The 19215-nt window shown below is 70.8% G+C and carries 19 protein-coding genes and 1 pseudogene; 9 read left to right on the forward strand and 11 right to left on the reverse strand.

The window, feature by feature from the left end; translation table 11 throughout:
* Positions 1 to 153 precede the first annotated feature (153 nt).
* Complete coding sequence (locus ACFY0D_RS33940) at positions 154 to 315, reverse strand: hydrophobic protein (RefSeq protein ID WP_323186139.1); 162 nt, start codon at positions 313 to 315, stop codon at positions 154 to 156.
* 232 nt (positions 316 to 547) lie between these two features.
* Here ACFY0D_RS33940 and ACFY0D_RS33945 point away from each other — a divergent pair, with 232 nt between their 5' ends.
* A complete protein-coding gene (locus tag ACFY0D_RS33945; protein ID WP_390801761.1) occupies positions 548 to 994 on the forward strand; it encodes a hypothetical protein in 447 nt (148 codons plus the stop codon).
* Between the two features lie 98 nt (positions 995 to 1092).
* Here ACFY0D_RS33945 and ACFY0D_RS33950 read toward each other — a convergent pair whose 3' ends face one another.
* From ACFY0D_RS33950 to ACFY0D_RS33960, 3 genes are all read right to left on the reverse strand, one after another.
* The gene (locus tag ACFY0D_RS33950; RefSeq protein ID WP_390801762.1) at positions 1093 to 1674 is read right to left on the reverse strand and encodes a DUF2231 domain-containing protein; all 582 of its coding nucleotides are present in this window, start codon (positions 1672 to 1674) and stop codon (positions 1093 to 1095) included.
* Between the two features lie 30 nt (positions 1675 to 1704).
* The gene (locus tag ACFY0D_RS33955) at positions 1705 to 1947 is read right to left on the reverse strand and encodes a DUF5133 domain-containing protein (RefSeq protein ID WP_390801848.1); all 243 of its coding nucleotides are present in this window, start codon (positions 1945 to 1947) and stop codon (positions 1705 to 1707) included.
* A 796-nt stretch (positions 1948 to 2743) separates the two neighbouring features.
* Positions 2744 to 2977: a DUF6479 family protein gene (locus ACFY0D_RS33960; protein ID WP_390801763.1), complete on the reverse strand. Its 234-nt coding sequence runs from the start codon at positions 2975 to 2977 to the stop codon at positions 2744 to 2746.
* 222 nt (positions 2978 to 3199) lie between these two features.
* Here ACFY0D_RS33960 and ACFY0D_RS33965 point away from each other — a divergent pair, with 222 nt between their 5' ends.
* Positions 3200 to 3673, forward strand: a complete 474-nt coding sequence (locus ACFY0D_RS33965) for a hemerythrin domain-containing protein (RefSeq protein ID WP_390801849.1) — start codon at positions 3200 to 3202, stop codon at positions 3671 to 3673.
* A 493-nt stretch (positions 3674 to 4166) separates the two neighbouring features.
* Here ACFY0D_RS33965 and ACFY0D_RS33970 read toward each other — a convergent pair whose 3' ends face one another.
* From ACFY0D_RS33970 to ACFY0D_RS33980, 3 genes and pseudogenes are all read right to left on the reverse strand, one after another.
* Complete coding sequence (locus tag ACFY0D_RS33970; protein WP_390801764.1) at positions 4167 to 4562, reverse strand: ATP-binding protein; 396 nt, start codon at positions 4560 to 4562, stop codon at positions 4167 to 4169.
* Positions 4563 to 5241: 679 nt separating this feature from the next.
* Positions 5242 to 5718, reverse strand: a complete 477-nt coding sequence (locus ACFY0D_RS33975; protein ID WP_390801765.1) for a SpoIIE family protein phosphatase — start codon at positions 5716 to 5718, stop codon at positions 5242 to 5244.
* A gap of 779 nt (positions 5719 to 6497) precedes the next feature.
* Positions 6498 to 6566, reverse strand: a pseudogene (locus tag ACFY0D_RS33980) (hypothetical protein); the annotation flags it as partial.
* Between the two features lie 477 nt (positions 6567 to 7043).
* Here ACFY0D_RS33980 and ACFY0D_RS33985 point away from each other — a divergent pair.
* From ACFY0D_RS33985 to ACFY0D_RS34010, 6 genes are all read left to right on the forward strand, one after another.
* A complete protein-coding gene (locus ACFY0D_RS33985) occupies positions 7044 to 8201 on the forward strand; it encodes a glutamate--cysteine ligase (protein WP_390801766.1) in 1158 nt (385 codons plus the stop codon).
* Between the two features lie 188 nt (positions 8202 to 8389).
* Complete coding sequence (locus tag ACFY0D_RS33990; protein WP_390801767.1) at positions 8390 to 8785, forward strand: hypothetical protein; 396 nt, start codon at positions 8390 to 8392, stop codon at positions 8783 to 8785.
* Positions 8786 to 9027: 242 nt separating this feature from the next.
* Positions 9028 to 9480, forward strand: coding sequence for an SRPBCC family protein (locus ACFY0D_RS33995; RefSeq protein ID WP_390801768.1), 453 nt, complete (start codon positions 9028 to 9030; stop codon positions 9478 to 9480).
* Complete coding sequence (locus tag ACFY0D_RS34000) at positions 9473 to 11062, forward strand: phytoene desaturase family protein (protein ID WP_390801769.1); 1590 nt, start codon at positions 9473 to 9475, stop codon at positions 11060 to 11062. Before ACFY0D_RS33995 ends, ACFY0D_RS34000 begins: the two co-directional genes overlap by 8 nt.
* 360 nt (positions 11063 to 11422) lie before the next feature.
* A complete protein-coding gene (locus tag ACFY0D_RS34005; RefSeq protein WP_390801770.1) occupies positions 11423 to 11830 on the forward strand; it encodes an SsgA family sporulation/cell division regulator in 408 nt (135 codons plus the stop codon).
* Between the two features lie 262 nt (positions 11831 to 12092).
* Positions 12093 to 13457 carry an NAD(P)/FAD-dependent oxidoreductase gene (locus ACFY0D_RS34010; protein ID WP_390801771.1) on the forward strand — a complete coding sequence of 455 codons (1365 nt, stop codon included), beginning with the start codon at positions 12093 to 12095 and terminating at the stop codon, positions 13455 to 13457.
* Between the two features lie 148 nt (positions 13458 to 13605).
* On the opposite strand, the gene ACFY0D_RS34015 is transcribed toward ACFY0D_RS34010, so the two are convergent.
* Positions 13606 to 14805 carry a PP2C family protein-serine/threonine phosphatase gene (locus ACFY0D_RS34015; protein ID WP_390801772.1) on the reverse strand — a complete coding sequence of 400 codons (1200 nt, stop codon included), beginning with the start codon at positions 14803 to 14805 and terminating at the stop codon, positions 13606 to 13608.
* Positions 14802 to 16403, reverse strand: a complete 1602-nt coding sequence (locus ACFY0D_RS34020; protein WP_390801773.1) for a CHASE3 domain-containing protein — start codon at positions 16401 to 16403, stop codon at positions 14802 to 14804. Before ACFY0D_RS34020 ends, ACFY0D_RS34015 begins: the two co-directional genes overlap by 4 nt.
* A 114-nt stretch (positions 16404 to 16517) precedes the next feature.
* On the opposite strand from ACFY0D_RS34020, the gene ACFY0D_RS34025 reads away from it, so the two are divergent.
* A complete protein-coding gene (locus ACFY0D_RS34025; protein WP_390801774.1) occupies positions 16518 to 17291 on the forward strand; it encodes a response regulator in 774 nt (257 codons plus the stop codon).
* A gap of 106 nt (positions 17292 to 17397) precedes the next feature.
* Here ACFY0D_RS34025 and ACFY0D_RS34030 read toward each other — a convergent pair whose 3' ends face one another.
* Complete coding sequence (locus tag ACFY0D_RS34030; protein WP_390801775.1) at positions 17398 to 17832, reverse strand: ATP-binding protein; 435 nt, start codon at positions 17830 to 17832, stop codon at positions 17398 to 17400.
* A 321-nt stretch (positions 17833 to 18153) separates the two neighbouring features.
* The gene (locus tag ACFY0D_RS34035) at positions 18154 to 19068 is read right to left on the reverse strand and encodes a SigB/SigF/SigG family RNA polymerase sigma factor (protein WP_390801776.1); all 915 of its coding nucleotides are present in this window, start codon (positions 19066 to 19068) and stop codon (positions 18154 to 18156) included.
* Between the last annotated feature and the right edge of the window lie 147 nt (positions 19069 to 19215).

Raw genomic sequence — 19215 nt, forward strand, 5'->3', positions numbered from 1 at the left:
CCGCCGCCCCCCCCCCCCCGCGCCCGCCGCCCCCGCCGGGCCGCCCCCCCCCCCCGGGGGGGGCGGCGGGGGGGGGGGCCGCCCCCCCCCCCCCCCCGGGGGGGGGCCCCCCCCACCGCCATGCAGTGTCTGAACTGCACTGTCGTCATACGGCTACCAGCGATACCAGCGGCCGCTACCGCCCTTCGGACGGGCCACGAAACCGATAAGCCACAGGACGAGGACTGCGATCGCGACCCACCAGAGAATCTTCACCGCGAAACCGGCGCCGAAGAGAAGCAGGACCAGCAGGAGAACAAGAAGCAGGGGAACCATAGTCATCAACCTCCGAAGCATCATCTGCCCGACCGCATCCGGGGCATGCATCCGATTTTTACTTGTTTCTTATCCTGGTGACCGGGCAGGAGAGCTCGCCCGCATTCCGTAGTTCTCCGAGAGGGCGCTTCGACGGAAACGTGCCGTTGGCCGGGCCGTCTGACGAGACTGCCTTACGCCGATCGGCCCAATCGGCCGCTCGGTGAAGCATTCTTCGGGCAGAACAACCTCCATGGACAGCAGCAATCGCGAGATGGACCCGGCGCACCAGGTGCCGGACGGTGTCGAGGAGAAGACGGTGCGCGCGCTGGGCGCGCTTTCGAAGGCGCTGGAGACCACGGAGCGGGCCCGGGGTCACCTCTACGGTTTCCACCAGCTGACCGGGACCGCGGACTTCGAGCTCGGCGACGCGGTCCGGCTCCTGCGGGAGGCGGGCCACGAGGAGGAGGCCGCACGGGTCGAGCGTGACATCGTCGGCCGCAACGTGATCCCAGGTCATTGGACGTTCCAGATCATCGAGGCGTACAACTCCACCTACTACGAGCCCTTCGTAGGGATGGAACGCGACGTCGTCGACGAGCTGGTCGGCGGGCGCGCTCACCTCCTGGAGGCCCGTCTCAAGACCATCCGCCGCACCCGCCACCATCCGGACCACACCGCAACGCCCCCCACCTCCTGATACGAAGGTCCGTTCCGGCGAGGGCGCGGGAACACGCAAGTCAGCTGACCGGCCGAGGCTCATCGGAGTCGGGCTTGCAGGGGGCACAGGGGTGTCCCTCATGTGGTGGCGTGCGCGCCGACGGCCTGTCGGTACGCCACGTGCCCGCCCAGCGCACCACTGACGGCCACGGCAGCCAGTCCGCCCAGGGACCACAGCCGCCCCTTCGCCGAGCGGCCGCGGAGCCGCGCCGTGAGGGACGCGGTGTAGCAGGCCACCGCAGCCACGTTGGAGACCGCGTGGGCCAGACCGACCCGGGCCTGCTCCGGTGGCAGGTCTGCCCAGTCCACCCAGCCGGCCATCGCTGCCGGGGCGACCCCTGCCAGTCCGACGGCGGTCAGGGTGGTCGTCGCGTGCTTTGCACCGGGTACGACGTCGAGTACAGAGGCTGACAGCCAGCACCCGATGGGCACCTGCACGAGGACGGGGTGCACGGGGTGGCCCAGCGGTCTGCCGTGCAAGGGATCGCGCATCCGGCCCAGGGGGAGCGAGCGGATGCCCCGCTGGAGCACCCGGATGGCCGGATCGGCCATCGTGGTCCGCTCGAGCCGGTCCAGGGTCGTCAGCCACCATGTCGAGGCGGTGTCGAGCACTGCTGTCTGCCTGGCGGTGGGCGAGGTGTCGGGGGTGTGTGAGTTCATACCCGACGCCTACCCGCCGGCACGCTGCCATCACGGCCTGGCCTGGACTGCACCCGAACGACAGGCCCGCCGATGGGGGAGCCTCGGTCTCGGTTCTGCGGTCGATGGACCCGGAGCGCCGTCCGGACGGCGGACGGCAACCAGCTGTTCGGCCCCATCTATGGCGTGGTGGACCATGCGGTGTCCGACCATGACGCACAAGCCGTGGCCGGCGTCCTCGTAGCGGGCACGGACGGTGGCGTCATCGGGGGCCGCGAAAGTACGCCGACGCAGGTCGCGGGGAAACGGGCGAGGTGATGGCGCAGGCTGTACGGGTCCGGCAGGAGCGCCGGCTTGGCCGGGTGGGCCGGGTGGGCTGTGGCAAGGGCATCATCGATCGCTGTCCGCAGAGCGGCCTCGGCTTTGGTCGCGCGGGTGGCCCGTCGCCGCGCGGGGCTGCGGCCGCCTGGGCGGTGCACTCAACGGGCGATGTCGGTGGCCCGGGCAAGGACCTGCTGCGCGGTCGCGGCACCGCAGGGGAGAAGGGCCATCAGCATGCATGCTGATGGCGCGCCCGACCTCTGGCGTCGGTGACGCGGGTACGACGCCTGACATCCCGGTGTCCTGCTCTGGCGCATGCGTCCGATCACTGCCTGGCTGTTGGCAGGTGCGGTGTGCCCGGCCACATCGGGGTGCGCAACGGCCAGTGAACGGGCAGAGGCGGCCGAGGCGGCAGCCCGGAGGTTCGAGCGGGCGCTGATGGCCGCCGACGACGTACGGATGTGTGACGCTCTCGCGCCCGCGACACGGGAGGAGCTGGTGGCCGAGGCGCCGTGCGGGCCGGCCGTGGCGCCCTTCTGCAGGCCCGACACGCCGCCCAGGAATCCCGGTCGGCGTATCCGCCTTCAGGCCCCGCCTCCCCAGTTCGTCCATCCCTGCGGCGGAAGCTTGACGGTCCCTGAAGACGGGGGCCTTCCCGTGCCGCACCTGCAGCCGGGCGGTTTCCGTCGCGCTGCTCTGGGGTCCGCCGTGCGGATCGCTGCGTACCTGTCAACGAATCGGCGGGCTCAGCCGGTCGGGTCGGTCGGGCTCACGGCCGGGGGTACTCCTGGTCTTTCTGGTCGTGTGCGTGCTCTTCCGGGGTTTGCCAGGAGTCCTCGCGGCGCTGTGCGACGGGGTTCTGCTCGGCGGGCGGTGCCTCCCGGCGCCTGCGTCGGCTGCCGTACCAGAAGGCACCGATCAGAAGGACGACCAGGACCACTCCGGCGAAGATGAGGAAGAGTGAGGCCTGGCCTTCGGCCGCGAGCGTTTGGATTGCAGTCATGCGCCGCCCCTACCCGCGATCCACGGACATACCAGACGCCGAACGGGTTTATGTCAGTTGGTATGCATGCGTGGTGGTTCGGTGCCCCCAGCGGACGGGGTAGGCGCGTCGTCCATCCGGGCCAATCCCTCGTTTCGGGCGAGCATCGCGAGCGTGTGCCGGGTAAACGGGCGTGGGGCGGCCGGCTGCGCCGCCCGGTACGGCGAAGCCTCGGAGGCGTTGGTGGACGGGATCGTGCTGCTCAAGGAAGACCACAAGACGGTCGAGAAGCTGTTCAAGCAGTTCGAGAAGGCCGGCGACGACGCTCACGCGGAGAAGCGGAAGATCGCCGACAAGGTCATCGACGAGCTGACCACGCATACGTGGATCGAGGAGAAGATCTTCTACCCGGCCGCCCGGGAGGCGGCACCTGAGACCAAGGACCACGTCCTGGAAAGCATCGAGGAGCACCACGTCGTGCTGTGGATGCTCTCCGAGCTCAAGGACCTCGACGCGGCCGACGAGCGGTTCGACGCCAAGATGAGCGTCCTCATGGAGAACGTCCGGCACCACGTCGAGGAAGAGGAGAAGGAGTGGTTCCCCGACGTACGCAAGGCCATGGGCCGCAACCGCCTCACTGAACTCGGCGGACAGATGGAGGCGGCGAAGAAGAAGGCTCCGGGGGAGCCCTTGGCCGTCCCGAGTGCCAAGCACTGACTGGGGGCGGGCCCTACCCGCCTCGACCTGCTTCCGCTCCCCGCGGCAGGTGCTCGCGCGCCGTGAACCGGCCCGGCCGACCCAGTAGTGCGTGCGGGCCCGACGGCTCCTTCATGAGGGGAGAGCAGGGCGAGCGGCGAGATGGATTACTTGAGGAAACATTCGAGCATCCGTATCGCCTTGCTCAGGGCGGCATCGGCCAGGTCCGAGTGGATGTGGGCGACGGTCGCGGGCGCCTCGTCACGCTCGCTCCCGGTTCTTCGCACAGCGCGGCGTAGATGGTCGGTCCGCTCTGTGGCCGCCAACCGGATCCTTCGCGTTGCATCCGCCCATCTGGGCAAAATCGACCAGCTCCGACGTCCGTCTGCCCCGCCGACCTGTGCTCAGTGGTCGGTTCACCGTCACAAGTGACCCCTCACGGAGTCACGGAGTGATACTCGCGCCCCCTCTGGTCGTGCTCGATGTCGGCGCGATCTTGTGCGAACTCCCGGGTCTACCAGGGTGAGTGGGCGCAGATGGTTTTGCCCCCCTCCGGGGTGGGCTCGATGTGAACGTGGGTGGTGAGGTGGTTGATCAGCAGCCATCCCCAGCCGCCGGTTCCGTCCGTGTGCGGCGGTCGGGGCTGGGGCCGGCAGGGGCTGGTGTCGGTGACACAGATTTCGAGGTGATCCACGTGCAGTTCCAGGTGGAGGGCGCAGGGTCCCCCGGTGTAGCGGAGCGCGTTGGTGACGAGCTCGGTGACGACCAAGAGGACGCTGTCAGCGTTCGAGGGCGGGGCAGGGGGTCTGACCTGGGCGGCGCGGAGGAGGAAGGCGCGGGTGGCGTCGCGTGCGGCTGTGGTGGGCTGACCGGTGCGGGGCACGGGCTGATGGAGAACGGGTGCGGCCATTGAGCCTCCTTCCGCTGGTGGACCTACACAGCGTCTGCCCCCTCTACGGCAAAAGACCCGCTCTGTCCCCACACGGTCGGTTCCGTGGAGAACGTGCTGCGGTGACTGTGCCGGTTCGGCGCAGCCGGTATGGCGGAACGTTCGCGTGCGGGCGACGGTGACTGCGGTGTCGGCGCCTTGACACGCGCCGCGTTCTCTCCGGAAGCCCGGCATGTCCGAACGCAACACCGTCCTGCGCAACATGCACGATGTGGGGTTCGCCGCGTGGTTCGGCGGGTCGCCGATGGGTGTGGTCGGCCCCCACGGCATGGCCAGGGGCCACATTGACGGTCGGCACGACAACGCCCCGGCGGCAGGTGTACCCCGGGCGATGCCCTGCCGCCGTTCCCCGCCTACCGTCCTGGCGCCGACCGCCCCGGGGCGGGCTGGCCAGGCTGCGGTGGTCAACCGGCGTCGTCGCCCGCTCTCCTCCTCACCGACGAGCCGGACCTCGAAGAGGACATCGCGTTCGGCTGCGCCGCGCGCGACCGACCTGCTCGAAGACCGTCTCGCCAGCCACATTCGCGAAGCCTGGTACCGCGAACGCAGCGCATTGCGCACGCCCCCGCCCGAGCCCCCCGCGGAGCACGGAGCCATCGACACGGAGCGACGCGTCGGCCTCAGGCCCGGAGTGCCGCTTTCACGTCCGGCGTGATGCGTAGCGTCCCCGTGGCGCCGCTGCGCTCCAGAAGCCGGCAAAGCTGCCGTCGACGGGGTCGAGGCGGGCGTGCACCAGGGTGCCGCTGGTCTCCATGGGCAGGATCGAGCAGGCCGCGTCGAGGGCGGTCAACGCGGTGGCTGGGCTGTAGGGCGGATGGTCGATGGTGGCCTGCCCCGGCATGCTGCGGATCTGGCCCATGATCGTGGCGGCGTGCATGTCGTGGCCGGTGATGTCGCCGACCGTGACCATGAGCGCCGGGGTCTCACCGTGGGAAGCGGCAGCACGGGGCAGGTGATAGGCGTCGTACCGGTCTCCGCCGATCATGTGGTCGTCCGCGGCAGGCTGGTACAGGGCGCTGATCTCGACGCCGTCGGCGAGGGGGAGGTCGGTGAGCATGGCGGCCTGGAGCTGCCGGGCGACCGAGATCCGTTCGGCCAGATACAGGGCGCGTTCCACCGCCTGCGCGACGTAGCCGCACGCGGCGGTGAGGTTGCCCGCTCGGTGACGCCCACCTCGTGCCGCTTGGCCCAGCAGATCGCGAGCACGCCCAGCAGATCGCGAGCACGCCCAGCAGGGGGCGGCTGCCCCAGAGCGGCAGGCACAGCATCGTGGTGAAGCCCATGCGGTCGAAGAAGCCGACCGCCTCGGGGCTGTAGTCGGCGACGAGCGCCTCGCGGTCGGGTACGAGGACCGCCCGCCGTTCCCGCATGGCCCGGGTGCTCGGGAACGCCGCGTCCACGGGCAGCGCGAGAACCTCCCGTTCCACCGAGTGCTCGACGTCCGGGTCGGGAACCCGGTGCAGTTCGTCCTTGTCGGCGACCAGCAGGCCGACGTACGACGGCTTCCCGACACCGACGAAAAGGTCCCGCACCCGTCGCCGGACGTCCTCCAGCCCCGACGTCTGGGCCGGCTCCTCCGAGGCCCTCAGCAGCAGCTCGGCATGGTCCAATCCAGCCTGGGCTTGCTGCTCCAGGCGCTGCGCGTCGCTTCTGGCCTGCTCGGCGGCGCCCGCGCGGTCTCCAGCACCTGCTGTGCGGACCGGTTCCGGGCCGACAGGATGCGCAGACGCAACTCGGCGGAGCAGGCGGCGGCCAGATCCTCCAGGTCGGAGAGCTCGCCCGGCTCCCACGTACGGGGCTGGTGGTCGATGGCGCACAGCGAGCCCAGGGGACGAGCCCGTCGGTATCGGTCAGCGGCATTCCGGCATACGCGACGATGCCGACGTCCGTGACGGCCGGGTGGGTGCTGAGGTGGTCGTCGGCGCGGGCGTCCGGTACGACGAGGGGCTGCCCGCAGGCCGGCACGTACCGACAGAGCGAATGCGGCAGCGGCAGCGCGCGGCGCCCCGCCCAGGGCTCCGGCAGACCGACCAGTCCAGGCAGGATCTACCGGTGTGCCTCGACCAGCGAAACGAAGGCCACCGGTACGTGCAGTACTCGTGAAACCAGCCGAGCGAACCGGTCCATCCCGGTATCGGCGGCAGCCGTGAGGCCGACCCACCGCAATGCCTCGTGCTGGGCGGCGCTGATCGGGTCAGCCTCCGATCCCCGGCCCTGCTCAGGCATGTGCCCTCCGGTCCCTCGTCCCGAGGCCCTCAACGGCATCGTAGGACAGCTGAGGGCTGCCGGTCACGCCATGCCGACGCCGGCAAGCGCGGAGGGAGGTGGTGAGTGGTTGCGGACCGACTGTCGGCCGATCGGAGGGGTATACGCGAGGCAGTGGGAGCGAGTCGGTCACGGCCTGCTCCAGCCCGTTCGGCGAAGGGCTTCCCCATGTGTGCCATGGTGACCGTTCCGGTACGCGGCGTCGACCCCATACAGGCCGGCCGGCCGCGGGCAGGCCGCCGGATGACGGTGGGCGTCGAGGAGGAATTCCTGCTCGTGGACCGGCACACGGGCACGCCCGTGGCCCGGGGCCCCCGTGTCGTTGAAGCCGCGATGCCGCTCTTGGGCGAACAGGCGCAGACGGAGTTCTTCGCACCACAGGTCGAGGTGTGCACCCGCCCTACGGCGACACTGGCCGTGCTGAGGTCCGAACTCGCCCTGCTGCGGAGGGTGATGGTGGAGGCCGCTGCCAGCGAGGGGTCCTTGCTCGTCGCCACCGGCACTCCCGCCGTCCCACCGCGGCGTCCGCCGACCGTGACCCCGGGCGAGCGTTACAGGCGGATGGCCGCCCGGTGGTCCTCACTGGTGGGTGGGTACGACGGGATGGTGTGCGGTTGCCACATCCACGTCGGAGTAACCGGACACGCCGAGGCGCTCGCGCTGGCCAACCACATGCGACCTTGGCTGCCGACGCTCCAGGCGATCGCCGCCAACTCGCCTTTCTCCCTGGGCCGGGACACCGGCTGGGCGAGTCACAGGTCGGTCGAGTGGGCGCGGTGGCCGGGCGTTGGTCCCGCGCCCCTGCTCGACGAGGCCGGGTACGAGCGCCTCGCCGGCCACCTGGTCCGCAGCGGCACCCTGCTGGACCGCCGGATGATCTACTGGCACGCCCGCCCGTCCGAGCACGTACCAACACTGGAGATCCGCGTCTGCGACGTGAACGCAGACCTCGACGTGGTCGTACTGCTCACCGCCCTGGTACGAGGCCTGGCCACCTCGCTCATGCCCGACATCGGCAACGGACAGCCACCTCCGGACCTTCGCGACCCGCCCCTCCACGCTGCCCACGCGCTCGCAGCCCGTCGCGGGCTGACCGGCGAGGGCCTCGATCCCGCCCGGGAAGAGTACGTACCGGCCGTGACGCTGGCGGAGCGGCTGCTGGAACGTGCGGCGCCCGGGCTGGCTGTGACCGGAGACCTGGACCTCGCGGAGGAGTTGTTCGACCGGGTGCGGCGCTCCGGCGGCGGAGCCGCCCGGCAGCGCACCGCGCACCTGCGCAGGGGGCGCCTGACCGACGTGGTGAGCGAGCTGGCGCGCACGACGGCTGCCGCCTGACCTGGCGCGTCGGGCCGAGCAGCAGCCGATCGGCCGTGTGCCTGGCACGTGGCCGGACTTCCGCCGCCTGTGCCGTGTGTGGAGTCGACGCGACCGCTTCGGTGGACGGTGGGACGATGAGAAGACCAACGGTAGACGCGCTGGCACCGATGCGCGCGCCCCTCCCGAACAGACAGCAGGCCAGGCCAATGACGAAGCAGCCGAAGCCGTCCCAGCCCGCCCACGGCAAGGGTCCGAGTCGCCACGAGGGCGCCAAGCAGCACGGCTGGTCGCCGGACGTGGACGAGACCCGCCAGCAGGACAACCCGAGCGCCCACCGTTCCTTCCACCCGGACGAATACGCCCGGGACAAGGGGTCCGGCCGGACCGTTTCCAAGGAAGAGGCCGGAAACCCGCACGGCAAACCGGTGAAGAGCAGGGGAGCGCGCGGGGAGGACCAGAGCAAGGGCTCTGGCTCTGGGGAGAAGGGCATGCACGATCTGGGTCCCCGGGGCCGGTCGCAGCGTCCCAGCGGAACGAAGGACGCTTCCGCCTCGACGGGCGTGGACCCCCAGGACCCGCCCGGCAAGCGCAGCGGCGGATAGCAGGGCCCGGACACGCCCGAAAGATGAGGCACTGAGAGGCGGAGGTCAGTGCCGCGGCCCGGCACGCCTGAGCATGAGCGCCGGTGGGTCACACGAAGTGACGTGCCCACTGATCCGGGTCGCCCGGCCGTCGACCAAGAGACCGCCGGCCGAGGGGGCGCACGCAGGGGCGCACGCAGCTGGTGCACTGTCCGGCTCGCGCGGCCCGCACACTGTCCGTTTCCGGCAGAAGGACTTCTCCCATGGCCGTCCGAAACCAGCTGATTCACCGGTCCCCCCAGGCGGTGTGGGCGGTGCTGGCCGATCCGACCCTGTACGGGGAGTGGGTGGTGGGACCCTCCGAGTCGACGCCGCTCGATCAGCTCTGGCCGGAGGTCGGATCCCGGCTGCGCTACACCGTGCGGTTGGGCCCCTGGTCGACCGAGGGGGTGACGACCGTCCGCCATCGGGAAACCGGCAGGGAGCTTGAGCTGGAGGCTTCGTTCAAGGCCCTCGGCACGGCGAGGATCTTCCTTCAGCTCCGGCCGTGGGGTGCGGAGACCCTCGTCGTCTGCGACGAACACCCGTTGCGCGGCATCGGCGGCACCCTCCACAACCCGGTGAGCGAAGCGGCGCTCCAGCTCAGGCACCGGGGCATGCTGGCCCGCCTGGCCGGCGTCGTGGAGCAGCGGCCCGGCGAGGTGCTCCGTGCCTGACGCGGTGGTGATCGGCGCGGGCCCCAACGGGTTGGTGGCCGCGAACGTGCTGGTCGACGCCGGATGGAGCGTGGAGGTACTGGAGGCGCAGCCGGAGCCCGGAGGGGCCGTACGAAGTGACCGCGGGGTGCACCCGGACTACATCTCGGACGTCTTCAGTGCCTTCTATCCGCTGGCCGCCGCCTCCCCGGTCCTCGCGCGTCTCGACCTCGCCGCCGAGGGGCTGCGATGGAGTCACGCCCCGTCCGTACTGGCCCACCCGCTGATGGACGGCCGGTGCGCGGTGCTGGAGCGCCGGGTGCGGGACACCTGCACCGGCCTGGCGGACTTCGCGGCTGCCGACGCCGAGGCATGGCAGAACCTGTACCGGACGTGGGCCCGGGTGGGGCCGGACCTCGTACAGGCCCTGTTCACGCCCTTCCCCCCGGTTCGCCCCGGGCTCCGGCTGGCCGCGAAACTCCGTACTTCCGGGGGGCTGCGACTGGCTCGGAAGCTGGCCCTGCCGGTGCGCCGCATGGGCGAGGAGGAGTTCGCAGGCGAGGGCGGGCGGCTCCTGCTGGCCGGGAACGCCCTGCACGCCGACCTGGGCCCCGAGGCCGTCGGCAGTGGCGGCTTCGGCTGGCTGATGTCCATGCTCGGACAGAGCCACGGCTTCCCGGTACCGGTCGGCGGAGCGGGCGCCCTGACCGCGGCACTGGTGAGCCGCCTCCGCCGCCGCGGGGGCGTCGTACGCTGCGGGGAGCGCGTCGCGTCCGTCGTCGTACGCGGCGGCACGGCGGTCGGGGTCGAAACGGCGGGCGGAGACACGATTGACGCGCGCCGGGCCGTGCTCGCCGACACCTCGGCACCGACCCTGTACCGGGACCTCGTCGGTGAGGAGCACCTGCCGTCCCGCCTCCTGCGGGACCTGCAACGCTTCCACTGGGACTTCGCGACGTTCAAGGTCGACTGGGCCCTGACCGGCCCGGTGCCGTGGACGGCGCCGCAGGCCGCCGGAGCGGGGACGGTCCATGTGGCCGACGGCGTCGACGGCCTGACCCGGTTCGCCTCGCAGATCGCCATGGGGCAGGTCCCCGACGAACCGTTCGCCCTGTTCGGCCAGATGACCACGGCGGACCCCAGCCGCTCACCGGCCGGCACGGAGTCGGCGTGGGCCTACACCCACCTCCCGCAGCGCATCACCTCCGACGCCGGCCCCGACCACATCACCGGCCGCTGGGACGCCCGCGAACAAGAAGCCATGGCCGACCGGATCGAAGCACAGGTGGAACGCTTCGCGCCCGGTTTCCGCGGGCTCATCGGCGCCCGCCGGATCCTGGCCCCCACCACGCTCCAGGCCATGAACGAGAACCTCGACAACGGCGCCATCAACAACGGCACCACCTCCCTGCACCAACAGGCGATCTTCCGCCCCACACCCGGCACCGGCAGGCCCGAAACCCCCGTCAAAGGCCTCTATCTGGCGTCCGCGGCCGCCCACCCGGGCGGCGGCGTGCACGGTGCACCGGGCGCGAACGCCGCCCGGGCCGCTCTGCGCGCCCACGGCCTCCACGCCCTCCTCCACCGCGCCCAACGGATCTGAACGGCCCTACCAGGGCCGCATCCCCAGGCCCATGGCGCATCCGCCGTACATGTCGCTGCTGCGGATGCGTTGCTGCAACGTGCAGTTGGAGGCGGCGGAGACGTCGATGCTCACGAGCATCGGGAACTCGGTGTGTCGAGGTCCTTTGCGCGCTCCGTGAACCGAAGGGCTGCCTTGCCCGGAAGCACCAGGTGGACGTGCACGTCCACGGCCAGAGGGACGGACCAGTCGGCGTGTCAAAGCCCTTCAGACCGTGCGGCCTTCCCGGCTGCTCCCTCGATCGGGCCAGTGTGGAAGGGGTGAAGCAGGGCAGACGAGTGCAAACGTGCAGCCCACCCCGGAGGCCTGTCGATGTCCTGTGTGTCTGCGTCCGCTCTGATCGTTGTCCGCCTCGACGCGGCGAGGGGCCGTGTGCCGCTCCTTGCCCGATTCTCCTACGACGCCGATGACCCGTACGTGGTCCAAGCCACGTTCTTCGACGGCCCCACAGTCCTGGCCCGTTGGAACTTCGACCGGCAGATGCTCGCCGAGGGTCTCCACCGTCCGGTGGGCGAGGGAGACGTCACCTTCAGTCCCCACACGGCAGCAGGCGCCGACGAGCTCCGCGTCGCATTGCGAGGCCCCAGCGCCGAGATGCAAGGCAATGCCGTTCTCTTCGTGGAGGCCCGCGCGATCGCATGCTTCCTGGAGCAGTCGTACGCCGTCACCGGCGCGGGGGAGGAGTTCCTCGACCTCGACAAGCTCCTCGACGAGTTCTTGGCCAGCTGACATACAGGCGATGAAGACGCCTGCCCGTCCAGCGGCGGCTGAGGAGGCGGCTGCGCCGAGCAAGCGGCCTCCCCAGCAGGTGAATACGAGGCCCTGCTGGGCACTCCCGCGCCTCGGGGCGGGGCCATCCGGGGCCATCCGGGGCCGTTCGGTGACCCTGCCCCGGCCCTCCGCGGACGTCCGCCCCGCTTTCCGCGTGCATGGAACGGCCTGCCGGGGAAGGTGTGCCGGGGACCCGTACACGCGAGAAGGGACGGACACCATGGCACGACCGAGGATCGTGGTCGTCGGCGCGGGCTTCGCCGGCGTCTCCTGCGTACGCCGCCTGGAGCGCACGCTGTCACCCGGGGAGGCGGAGATCCTGCTGGTCACTCCGTTCTCCTACCAGCTCTACCTGCCCCTGCTGCCGCAGGTGGCCTCCGGGGTGCTCACGCCCCAGTCCGTGGCGGTGTCGCTGCGCCGCAGCCGCCGCCACCGGACCCGGATCGTGCCCGGCGGGGCCGTGGGTGTCGATACCCGGGCCAAGGTCTGCGTCATCCGGAAGATCACCGGGGAGGTGGTGGACCAGTCGTACGACCACCTGGTGCTCGCGCCGGGGAGCGTGACCCGCACCTTCGACATCCCAGGCCTTGCGGAGCACGGCCGCGGCATGAAGACGCTGGCCGAGGCGGCCCACCTGCGCGACCACGTGATCGCCCAGCTCGACCTGGCCGACGCCGCCGCACCGGGCTCGGCGGAACGGGCCTCACGGCTGGGCTTCGTCGTGGTCGGCGGCGGTTACGCGGGCACCGAGACGGCCGCTTCCCTGGAGCGGCTCACCACGAACGCCGTCGGCCGGTACCCCCGGCTGGACCGGCGCGAGATCAGCTGGCACCTCGTGGACGTGGCCCCGAAACTCATGCCCGAGCTCGGCGACCGGCTGGGCCGGGCCGCCCTCGACGTGCTGCGCCGCCGCGGCATCGAGGTCTCGCTCGGCGCCTCCGTCGCCAAGGCCGGCCCCGAGGACGTCACCCTCACCGACGGGCGCGTGCTGCCCAGCCGCACCCTCGTCTGGACGGCCGGCGTCGCCGCGAGCCCACTCATCGCCACGCTGGGCGCCGAGACCGCGAAGAGCGGCCGGCTCGTCGTCGCTCCGGACCTGCGGGTGCCGGGAGCGGACGGCGCGTTCGCGCTCGGTGACGCGGCCGCCGTGCCCGACCTCGCCGGCGGCGGGGACGGAACGGTGTGCCCGCCCACCGCGCAACACGCCGAGCGCCAGGGCAGGATCGCCGCCGACAACGTCGTCGCCACGCTGCGGGGCACGCCGCTGCGCCCGTACGTCCACAAGGACCTCGGACTCGTCGTGGACCTCGGCGGCCGCGACGGCGTCTCCCGGCCGCTCGGCATCGGCCTGCGCGGGATGCCCGCCCAGGCCGTGGCCCGCGGCTACCACTGGGCGGCGCTGCGCACCGGGGCCGCGAAGACCCGGGTGATGACGAACTGGCTCCTGAACGCCGTGGCCGGCGACGACTTCGTCCGGACCGGCTTCCAAACGCACAAGCCGGCGACGCTGCGAGACTTCGAGTACACGGACCACTACCTCACCCCGGAGGAGGTACGGGCCCGCACCGCGGCCGACGGAGGCTGACCGTTCCGGCGAGCGAGATCGCCGTCAGCGGCAGTCGGACCACCAAGACCGGCAGCGCCCGCCGAACACCGAGCAAGGGCGCTGCCATCGTCACGACCTGGCCCCGCCCGGCGGAACACCGCGTCCCCCTCCGCAGCAGCCCTGTATTTCATGCCTGGTGGAAATCCCAGCCGAGGCGGAGTACCGCGAGGTCGTCGGTGTGTCTTCCGGCGTTGAGCGCTCTGGTCTGGCGGATGAGGCTGTCCAGGTGCGCCGCGGGATCCGCGGACGGTGTGGTGTTGATCAGGGGCAGGAGCCCCTCGATGCCGAGCCGGCCGCCGGCGTCCCCGTTGTGCCCTTCGGTGAGGCCGTCGGTGTAGAGAGTGAGCGCTCCGGCGTCCGGGAGGAGGATGACCGTCGCGGGCCAGTCGTGGTGGCCGGGGTCGATGCCGAGCGCGATGCCGTGCTCGGCGGCCACCTCCAGGGTCTTCTCCGAGGTGGTGAGCAGGGGTTCGTGGTGGCCCGCCAGGTAGAGGGTGGCAGCGGCGGCCTTCTGATCGAGGGTGAGGAGCGTGCACGTGGCGAACATGGGCTGGGTGCCGCGCTCCGCCACCAGGAGACGTTCCATGAGGTGCAGCAGTTCGGTGCCGTCGTGTCCGGCCAGGACGAGTGAGCGCCATGCGATGCGCAGGCAGACGCCGAGGGCGGCGGCGTCGGGACCGTGTCCGCTGACGTCACCGACGACGGCGTGCAGCAGTCCGTCGTCACCCTCGACGACATCGAGGAAGTCGCCGCCGAGCAGGGCCTGTTCGGCGCCGGGCAGGTAGCGGGCGGTGACCGTGACGGTGGAGGTGCCGAGGAGGGGCTGGGGCAGCAGTCCGCGTTCCAGCCGGGCGTTCTCCTCCGCGCGCTGCCGGGCCGACTGGGCTTCGGCCGCCACGCGCTCGGTGTGGCTCCGGTAGACGGCGTAGCGGACCGTGCGGCGCAGCAGTTCGGCTTCGACCTTGCCCTTGACGAGGTAGTCCTGGGCCCCGGCGGCCATCGCCTCGGAGCCCGCCTGCTTCTCGGACAGGCCGGTCAGGACGATCACCGCGGTGTGCGGGGCCATGGCGCGGACGGTGGTGACCGCATCGGTGCCCGACACGTCGGGCAGGTGCAGGTCGAGGAGGATGCAGTCGACGGCGCGGGATGCGAGCTCTGAGCGGGCTTCGGCCAGCGAGATGCTCGTCATGAGCTCGAAGCGCAGCTCGGTGTCGTGGAGGAGCTCCTCGACGAGCAGGGCGTCGGCGGCGTCGTCCTCTATGAGGAGGATGCGGTAGAGCGGTTCGTCCGCAGCGGTGCCGTCGATGTGGGTGAGAGTTGCGGTCACGGCGCCGGCTCCGCGGTGGCCCGGGTCGCTTCCGCGATGGTCGACGGGGCCGGGGGAGGTACGGGGGCGAGGGTGAAGCTGATGCGCGTTCCGTCCCAGTACTCCGGGTCGACGGCGATGGTGCCGCCGTGGAACTCGACGATCTTCTTGCACATCGCCAGGCCGATTCCACTTCCGGGATAGGCGTCCTTGGTGTGGAGTCGCTGGAAGATCACGAATACCTTGTCGGCGTACTCGGGCGCGATGCCGATGCCGTTGTCGGTCACCGTGAACCGCCACAGCTCCCCGACGCGGTCGGCTGTCACGTGAATGTTCGGTGCTCGGCCCGGGCGGTGGAACTTGACCGCGTTGCCGATCAGGTTCTGCCAGAGCATGCCCATCTGGGTGGGGTCGGCGACCAGGGTCGGCAGCGGGTCGTGGGTGATGGTCGCCCCGGCTTCTTCGATGCCGAGGCTCAGGGAGGACGCGGTCTGCTCCATGACCGCTTCGAGGTCCACGCTTTCGTGGTCGTGGTGGACACGGCCCACGCGGGAGAAGTCGAGCAGGTCGTTGATGAGGGTCTGCATACGGTTGGCACCGTCGACGGCGATGCCGATGTACTGGTCCGCCTTGGCGTCGAGCTGCCCTCCGTAGCGCCGCTGGAGAAGCTGAGTGAAGCTGGAGACCTTGCGCAGCGGCTCCTGCAGGTCGTGGGAGGCAACGTACGCGAACTGCTCCAGCTCGGCGTTGGACCGCTGCAGGTCGGCGGTCTGCGCGTCGAGGTGCCGCCGAGCCTCCTCGCTGAAGGCGAGCTCCCTGACGAGGCGTCGGCGCATGAAGTCGATCTCGCTGCTCAGCCGCCTCAGGTCCGCGGGGCCTGTAGGGGTGATGGGCCGGTCGAAGTCGCCGCCGGCGATGGCGCGTGCGTCTGTGCCGAGCCGCTCCAGGGGCGTGGTGATGCCGCGGCGCAGGGCTTCGAAGACCAGGCCCGCGAGAAGGGCGATGACCGCAGCGATGGCTCCGAAGACCCAGTTGCGCAGCCTCATCGTGACCATGAGATCGTCTCTCGCCCGGGTCCGCTCCTCGAGCAGCCGTTCTTGCTGGGCGGTCAGGGCCGCGCGGACCTCGTCGAAGGCCGTCTTGCCCTCCGCCGAACGTTCCGCGGCCAGAGACGAGGGCGCGCCGGCGGGAGTGGCGGCGACCGGCCGGGCGATCCTCTCCTGCCAGGCCTTCGCGGCCTCCTGCACCGCACCAAGGTCCCTGAGGCCCGCGGCGTCGGCGCGCAGCAGTTCCGAGAGCCGGGCACTGTCCCTCTCCTGGTCGGTGAGGCCCTGCCGGTAGGGGCCGAGGAAGTCCGAGGTGCCGGTCAGGCCGTAGCCGCGGATGCCGGTCTCCTGGTTCAGCAAGGCCGACTCCAGGCGTATCGCGGTGGACAGCGCGGGAGACTTCACGTCCACGAGGTCCTCGCTGAGGGACGTCGTGCGCCCCAGCATCCACGCTCCCGTCACTCCGAGGAGGGCCAGCACGGCCAGCGCCGTGGCCACCCCGACCCGCAGCCATCGCCGGGTCGTCCATGTGGAAGGCCCCCGCGCCTGTGGCGACCCCGTGTTGCCGGTCATCCGTGAATCCCCTCCGCTGAGACATCCGCCTCGAAAGAAAGCGCAGCGCACACTGTAGAGGGCTTCGGACAACGTTTGTTGTCGTCATCCGGTTTGGGACCTAAGCTGCGGTCCATGCCAGGCAAGAACTTCGTTTTGCGAACCACGGCGCCGGAGACGGCCGCTGTCGCGGATGCGGCTGTCTCCGACCTCGCACGGCGCTTGGCCCTCCATCTGCAGAAGGACCTCGGAAGCCCGGCGGCTGACGGCCGGGCCCGCGCCCTGGTTCGATTGCACGTACTTGAGCAACTCCAGCAGGCAGCCGGACGGCTCCAGCAGGACGCGGCTCTGGATGCGGCCCGCGCGGGTGCCGGGTACCCCCAGATCGGCCGGGCATGCGGCATGACCCGTCAGGGCGCCCGGCGCCGCTGGCCGGGACTCTTCAACCACACCGACGACGCACCTACGGAGCATCCGATGATGACCGGCCCCGCCCGCCCTTTCGACGTTCTGCTCGTGGAGGACGACGCCGCCGACGCCATGCTCATCGAGGAGGCCCTCTCCGAGCGCGGTACCCGCAACCTGGTCCAGGTCACCGACGGGCTCGCCGCCCTCGAACACCTCCGCGCTCCGGGCACCGTACGCCCCGACCTCATCGTGCTGGACCTGAACATGCCCCGGATGAACGGCCGTGACCTGCTCCGGGTCCTGAAGAGCGACGAGACGCTGCAGACCATTCCCGTGGTGGTCCTGACCACCTCCTCCGCGCCCGATGACGTCGTCGGCGCGTACAGCAGCCACGCCAACGCCTACGTGACCAAGCCGGTCAACCTGGAGGAGTTCGAGCGGGCCGTCCAGAGCATTGACTCCTTCTACCTGGACACCGCCACCCACCCGCCCCGGGCGTGACACCCCTGGCAGCGAAGCTCCGGCTCACCGGTAACCAGGATCCTCCGGCCGACCAGCAGGGTACGTACCGGAGTCCCTACCGCCGCCTGAAGCCCGTCCAGTCCTCTTAGCGTTCCGCTGCTCCGCCATCCCCCAGCCGGGAGGCCTTGATCTCGGCCCACACGGCCTTGCCGGTCCCGTACGTGTGGGTGCCCCAGCGATCGGACAGGCGCTCGACTATGTACAGACCGCGGCCGCCCGGGATGCCGCGTTGGGGCGCCGAGTGGCGGACGGGAGGGGTCGTCGTGCCGTCGTGGACCTCGATGTGCAAGGCCGTCTCGTCGGCGGTCAGGGCGAGTTCGTGGCAGCCGTCGGCATGCAGTGACGCGTTGGTCAGCAGTTCGGACACGAGGAGGAGGGTGTCCTCGGAGGTCTCGGTCCTGTCCCAGCCCCAGTCCCGGAGTGCTTGGCGCGTGAAGGCGCGGCCCTTGGCGACCGGCCCCGGGACGCCCGCGAGCGTGAGCCGACGGCGCTGCCTCCCGGAGGGAAGACCAACGCTCATCGGACCGCCCGCCTCCGGTTCCCTGGCCTCCATTGTTGCCCCACCCCCGCGTTCGCCCCTCACCTCGTCTCCCGACACCCGGCCCCGGCCCACGCCATGCTCGCTGCCGGCGCCCCGGGTCGGATGCATGCCCCCGAGTGGTGCGGGAAGCCTCAGCATGGACGTGACAGTGTAGGTGACCCCCCGTCTCAGGGCATTGCCTTGTGAAGCCGCAGCGTGAAGCTGCTGCAGGTGGTGCGGAACGCGACCAGATCGCCAAGACGGCGGGTCGACCTCAGACGGCGGCACCGCGCTCCCCGGTAGGGACGTCATCGGTCGCCCCTACCCGGTGAGCATGCCGGCGCGAAGCCGGACGAGAGTTCGGGACAGGAGGCGGGAGACCTGCATCTGGGAGATGCCCAGTGCGGCGCCGATCTCGGCCTGGGTCTTCTCCTGGCCGAAGCGCATCCGCAGGATCAGCCGATCGCGCTCGTCCAGTTGTCGCAGCAGCGGTGCGAGGGTGTGGAAGTCCTCGAAGAGTTCCATGGCGGGGTCGACATCGCCGACGAGCTCCGCCAGCGGCCGGGTGGTCCGGCTGGTCGGGGACGGAACGTCACTCTCACCGGCGGCGGTGTCGAGGGAGCCGCTCGTATAGCCGTTCGCTGCGATGAGTCCGTCGATGACCTGATCCTCGGTCAGTTCGAGGTGCCCGGCGACCTCCTTGACGGTCGGTGCCCGGCCCAGGACGTCGGTCAGGGCCTCCTGGGCTTTGGCCAGCTCGCTCCGCAGTTCCTGCAGACGGCGGGGGACGTGCACGGCCCAGGTGGTGTCGCGAAAGTGGCGCTTGATCTCACCGATGATGTAGGGGAGGGCCAGGGTGGAGAATTCGACCTCGCGCTCGAGTTCGTAGCGGTCGATCGCCTTGATGAGGCCGATGGTCCCCACCTGGATGATGTCGTCCATGTCCAGACTCCCGCCGAGCACTCGGGCGCGGAAGCGCCGTGCGGCGAACTGCACGAGGGAGAGGTTCATCTCGATCAGGGTGTTGCGCGTGTACTGGTACTCGCGCGTGCCCTCCTCCAGCGTTCGCAGTCTGCGGAAGAAGACACGCGAGAGCTCGCGTGCGTCGCCGGGTGCCATCTCACGGGCGTTCTCCACTCGAACCGGCTCCCGGTCCTCCGCCGGCGTTCCTGGCGTACCTGTAACGTGCGCTTCTTTTGCCCGAACGGGGCCCATCATGCTGGTCGAGCGAGACATGACGACCACTCCCTCCCAGTTGACCGACGGCTGTCCGCACCTTCTGCCCCGTCTTCGCGGTTGTACGCACTTGCCGGGTGCCGGCTGTCGCCGCGGGGGTCCGGCCTGCCGGCAGACCCGGAAGCAGGGGGTGATTGCCTTGCCTCC

Source organism: Streptomyces sp. NPDC001502 (assembly GCF_042894785.1).
Taxonomy (GTDB): Bacteria; Actinomycetota; Actinomycetes; order Streptomycetales; family Streptomycetaceae; genus Streptomyces; species Streptomyces kutzneri.

Excerpts from the sequence above, each read along its gene's own strand:
- ACFY0D_RS33985 (WP_390801766.1), top strand. The coding sequence starts at position 7,044 with ATGGTGACCGTTCCGGTACGCGGCGTCGACCCCATACAGGCCGGCCGG.
- ACFY0D_RS34020 (WP_390801773.1), bottom strand. The coding sequence starts at position 16,403 with ATGACCGGCAACACGGGGTCGCCACAGGCGCGGGGGCCTTCCACATGG.
- ACFY0D_RS33990 (WP_390801767.1), top strand. The coding sequence starts at position 8,390 with ATGACGAAGCAGCCGAAGCCGTCCCAGCCCGCCCACGGCAAGGGTCCG.
- ACFY0D_RS33960 (WP_390801763.1), bottom strand. The coding sequence starts at position 2,977 with ATGACTGCAATCCAAACGCTCGCGGCCGAAGGCCAGGCCTCACTCTTC.
- ACFY0D_RS34025 (WP_390801774.1), top strand. The coding sequence starts at position 16,518 with ATGCCAGGCAAGAACTTCGTTTTGCGAACCACGGCGCCGGAGACGGCC.
- ACFY0D_RS34010 (WP_390801771.1), top strand. The coding sequence starts at position 12,093 with ATGGCACGACCGAGGATCGTGGTCGTCGGCGCGGGCTTCGCCGGCGTC.
- ACFY0D_RS33940 (WP_323186139.1), bottom strand. The coding sequence starts at position 315 with ATGGTTCCCCTGCTTCTTGTTCTCCTGCTGGTCCTGCTTCTCTTCGGC.
- ACFY0D_RS33995 (WP_390801768.1), top strand. The coding sequence starts at position 9,028 with ATGGCCGTCCGAAACCAGCTGATTCACCGGTCCCCCCAGGCGGTGTGG.
- ACFY0D_RS34030 (WP_390801775.1), bottom strand. The coding sequence starts at position 17,832 with ATGAGCGTTGGTCTTCCCTCCGGGAGGCAGCGCCGTCGGCTCACGCTC.
- ACFY0D_RS33950 (WP_390801762.1), bottom strand. The coding sequence starts at position 1,674 with ATGAACTCACACACCCCCGACACCTCGCCCACCGCCAGGCAGACAGCA.
- ACFY0D_RS33945 (WP_390801761.1), top strand. The coding sequence starts at position 548 with ATGGACAGCAGCAATCGCGAGATGGACCCGGCGCACCAGGTGCCGGAC.
- ACFY0D_RS33970 (WP_390801764.1), bottom strand. The coding sequence starts at position 4,562 with ATGGCCGCACCCGTTCTCCATCAGCCCGTGCCCCGCACCGGTCAGCCC.
- ACFY0D_RS34035 (WP_390801776.1), bottom strand. The coding sequence starts at position 19,068 with ATGTCTCGCTCGACCAGCATGATGGGCCCCGTTCGGGCAAAAGAAGCG.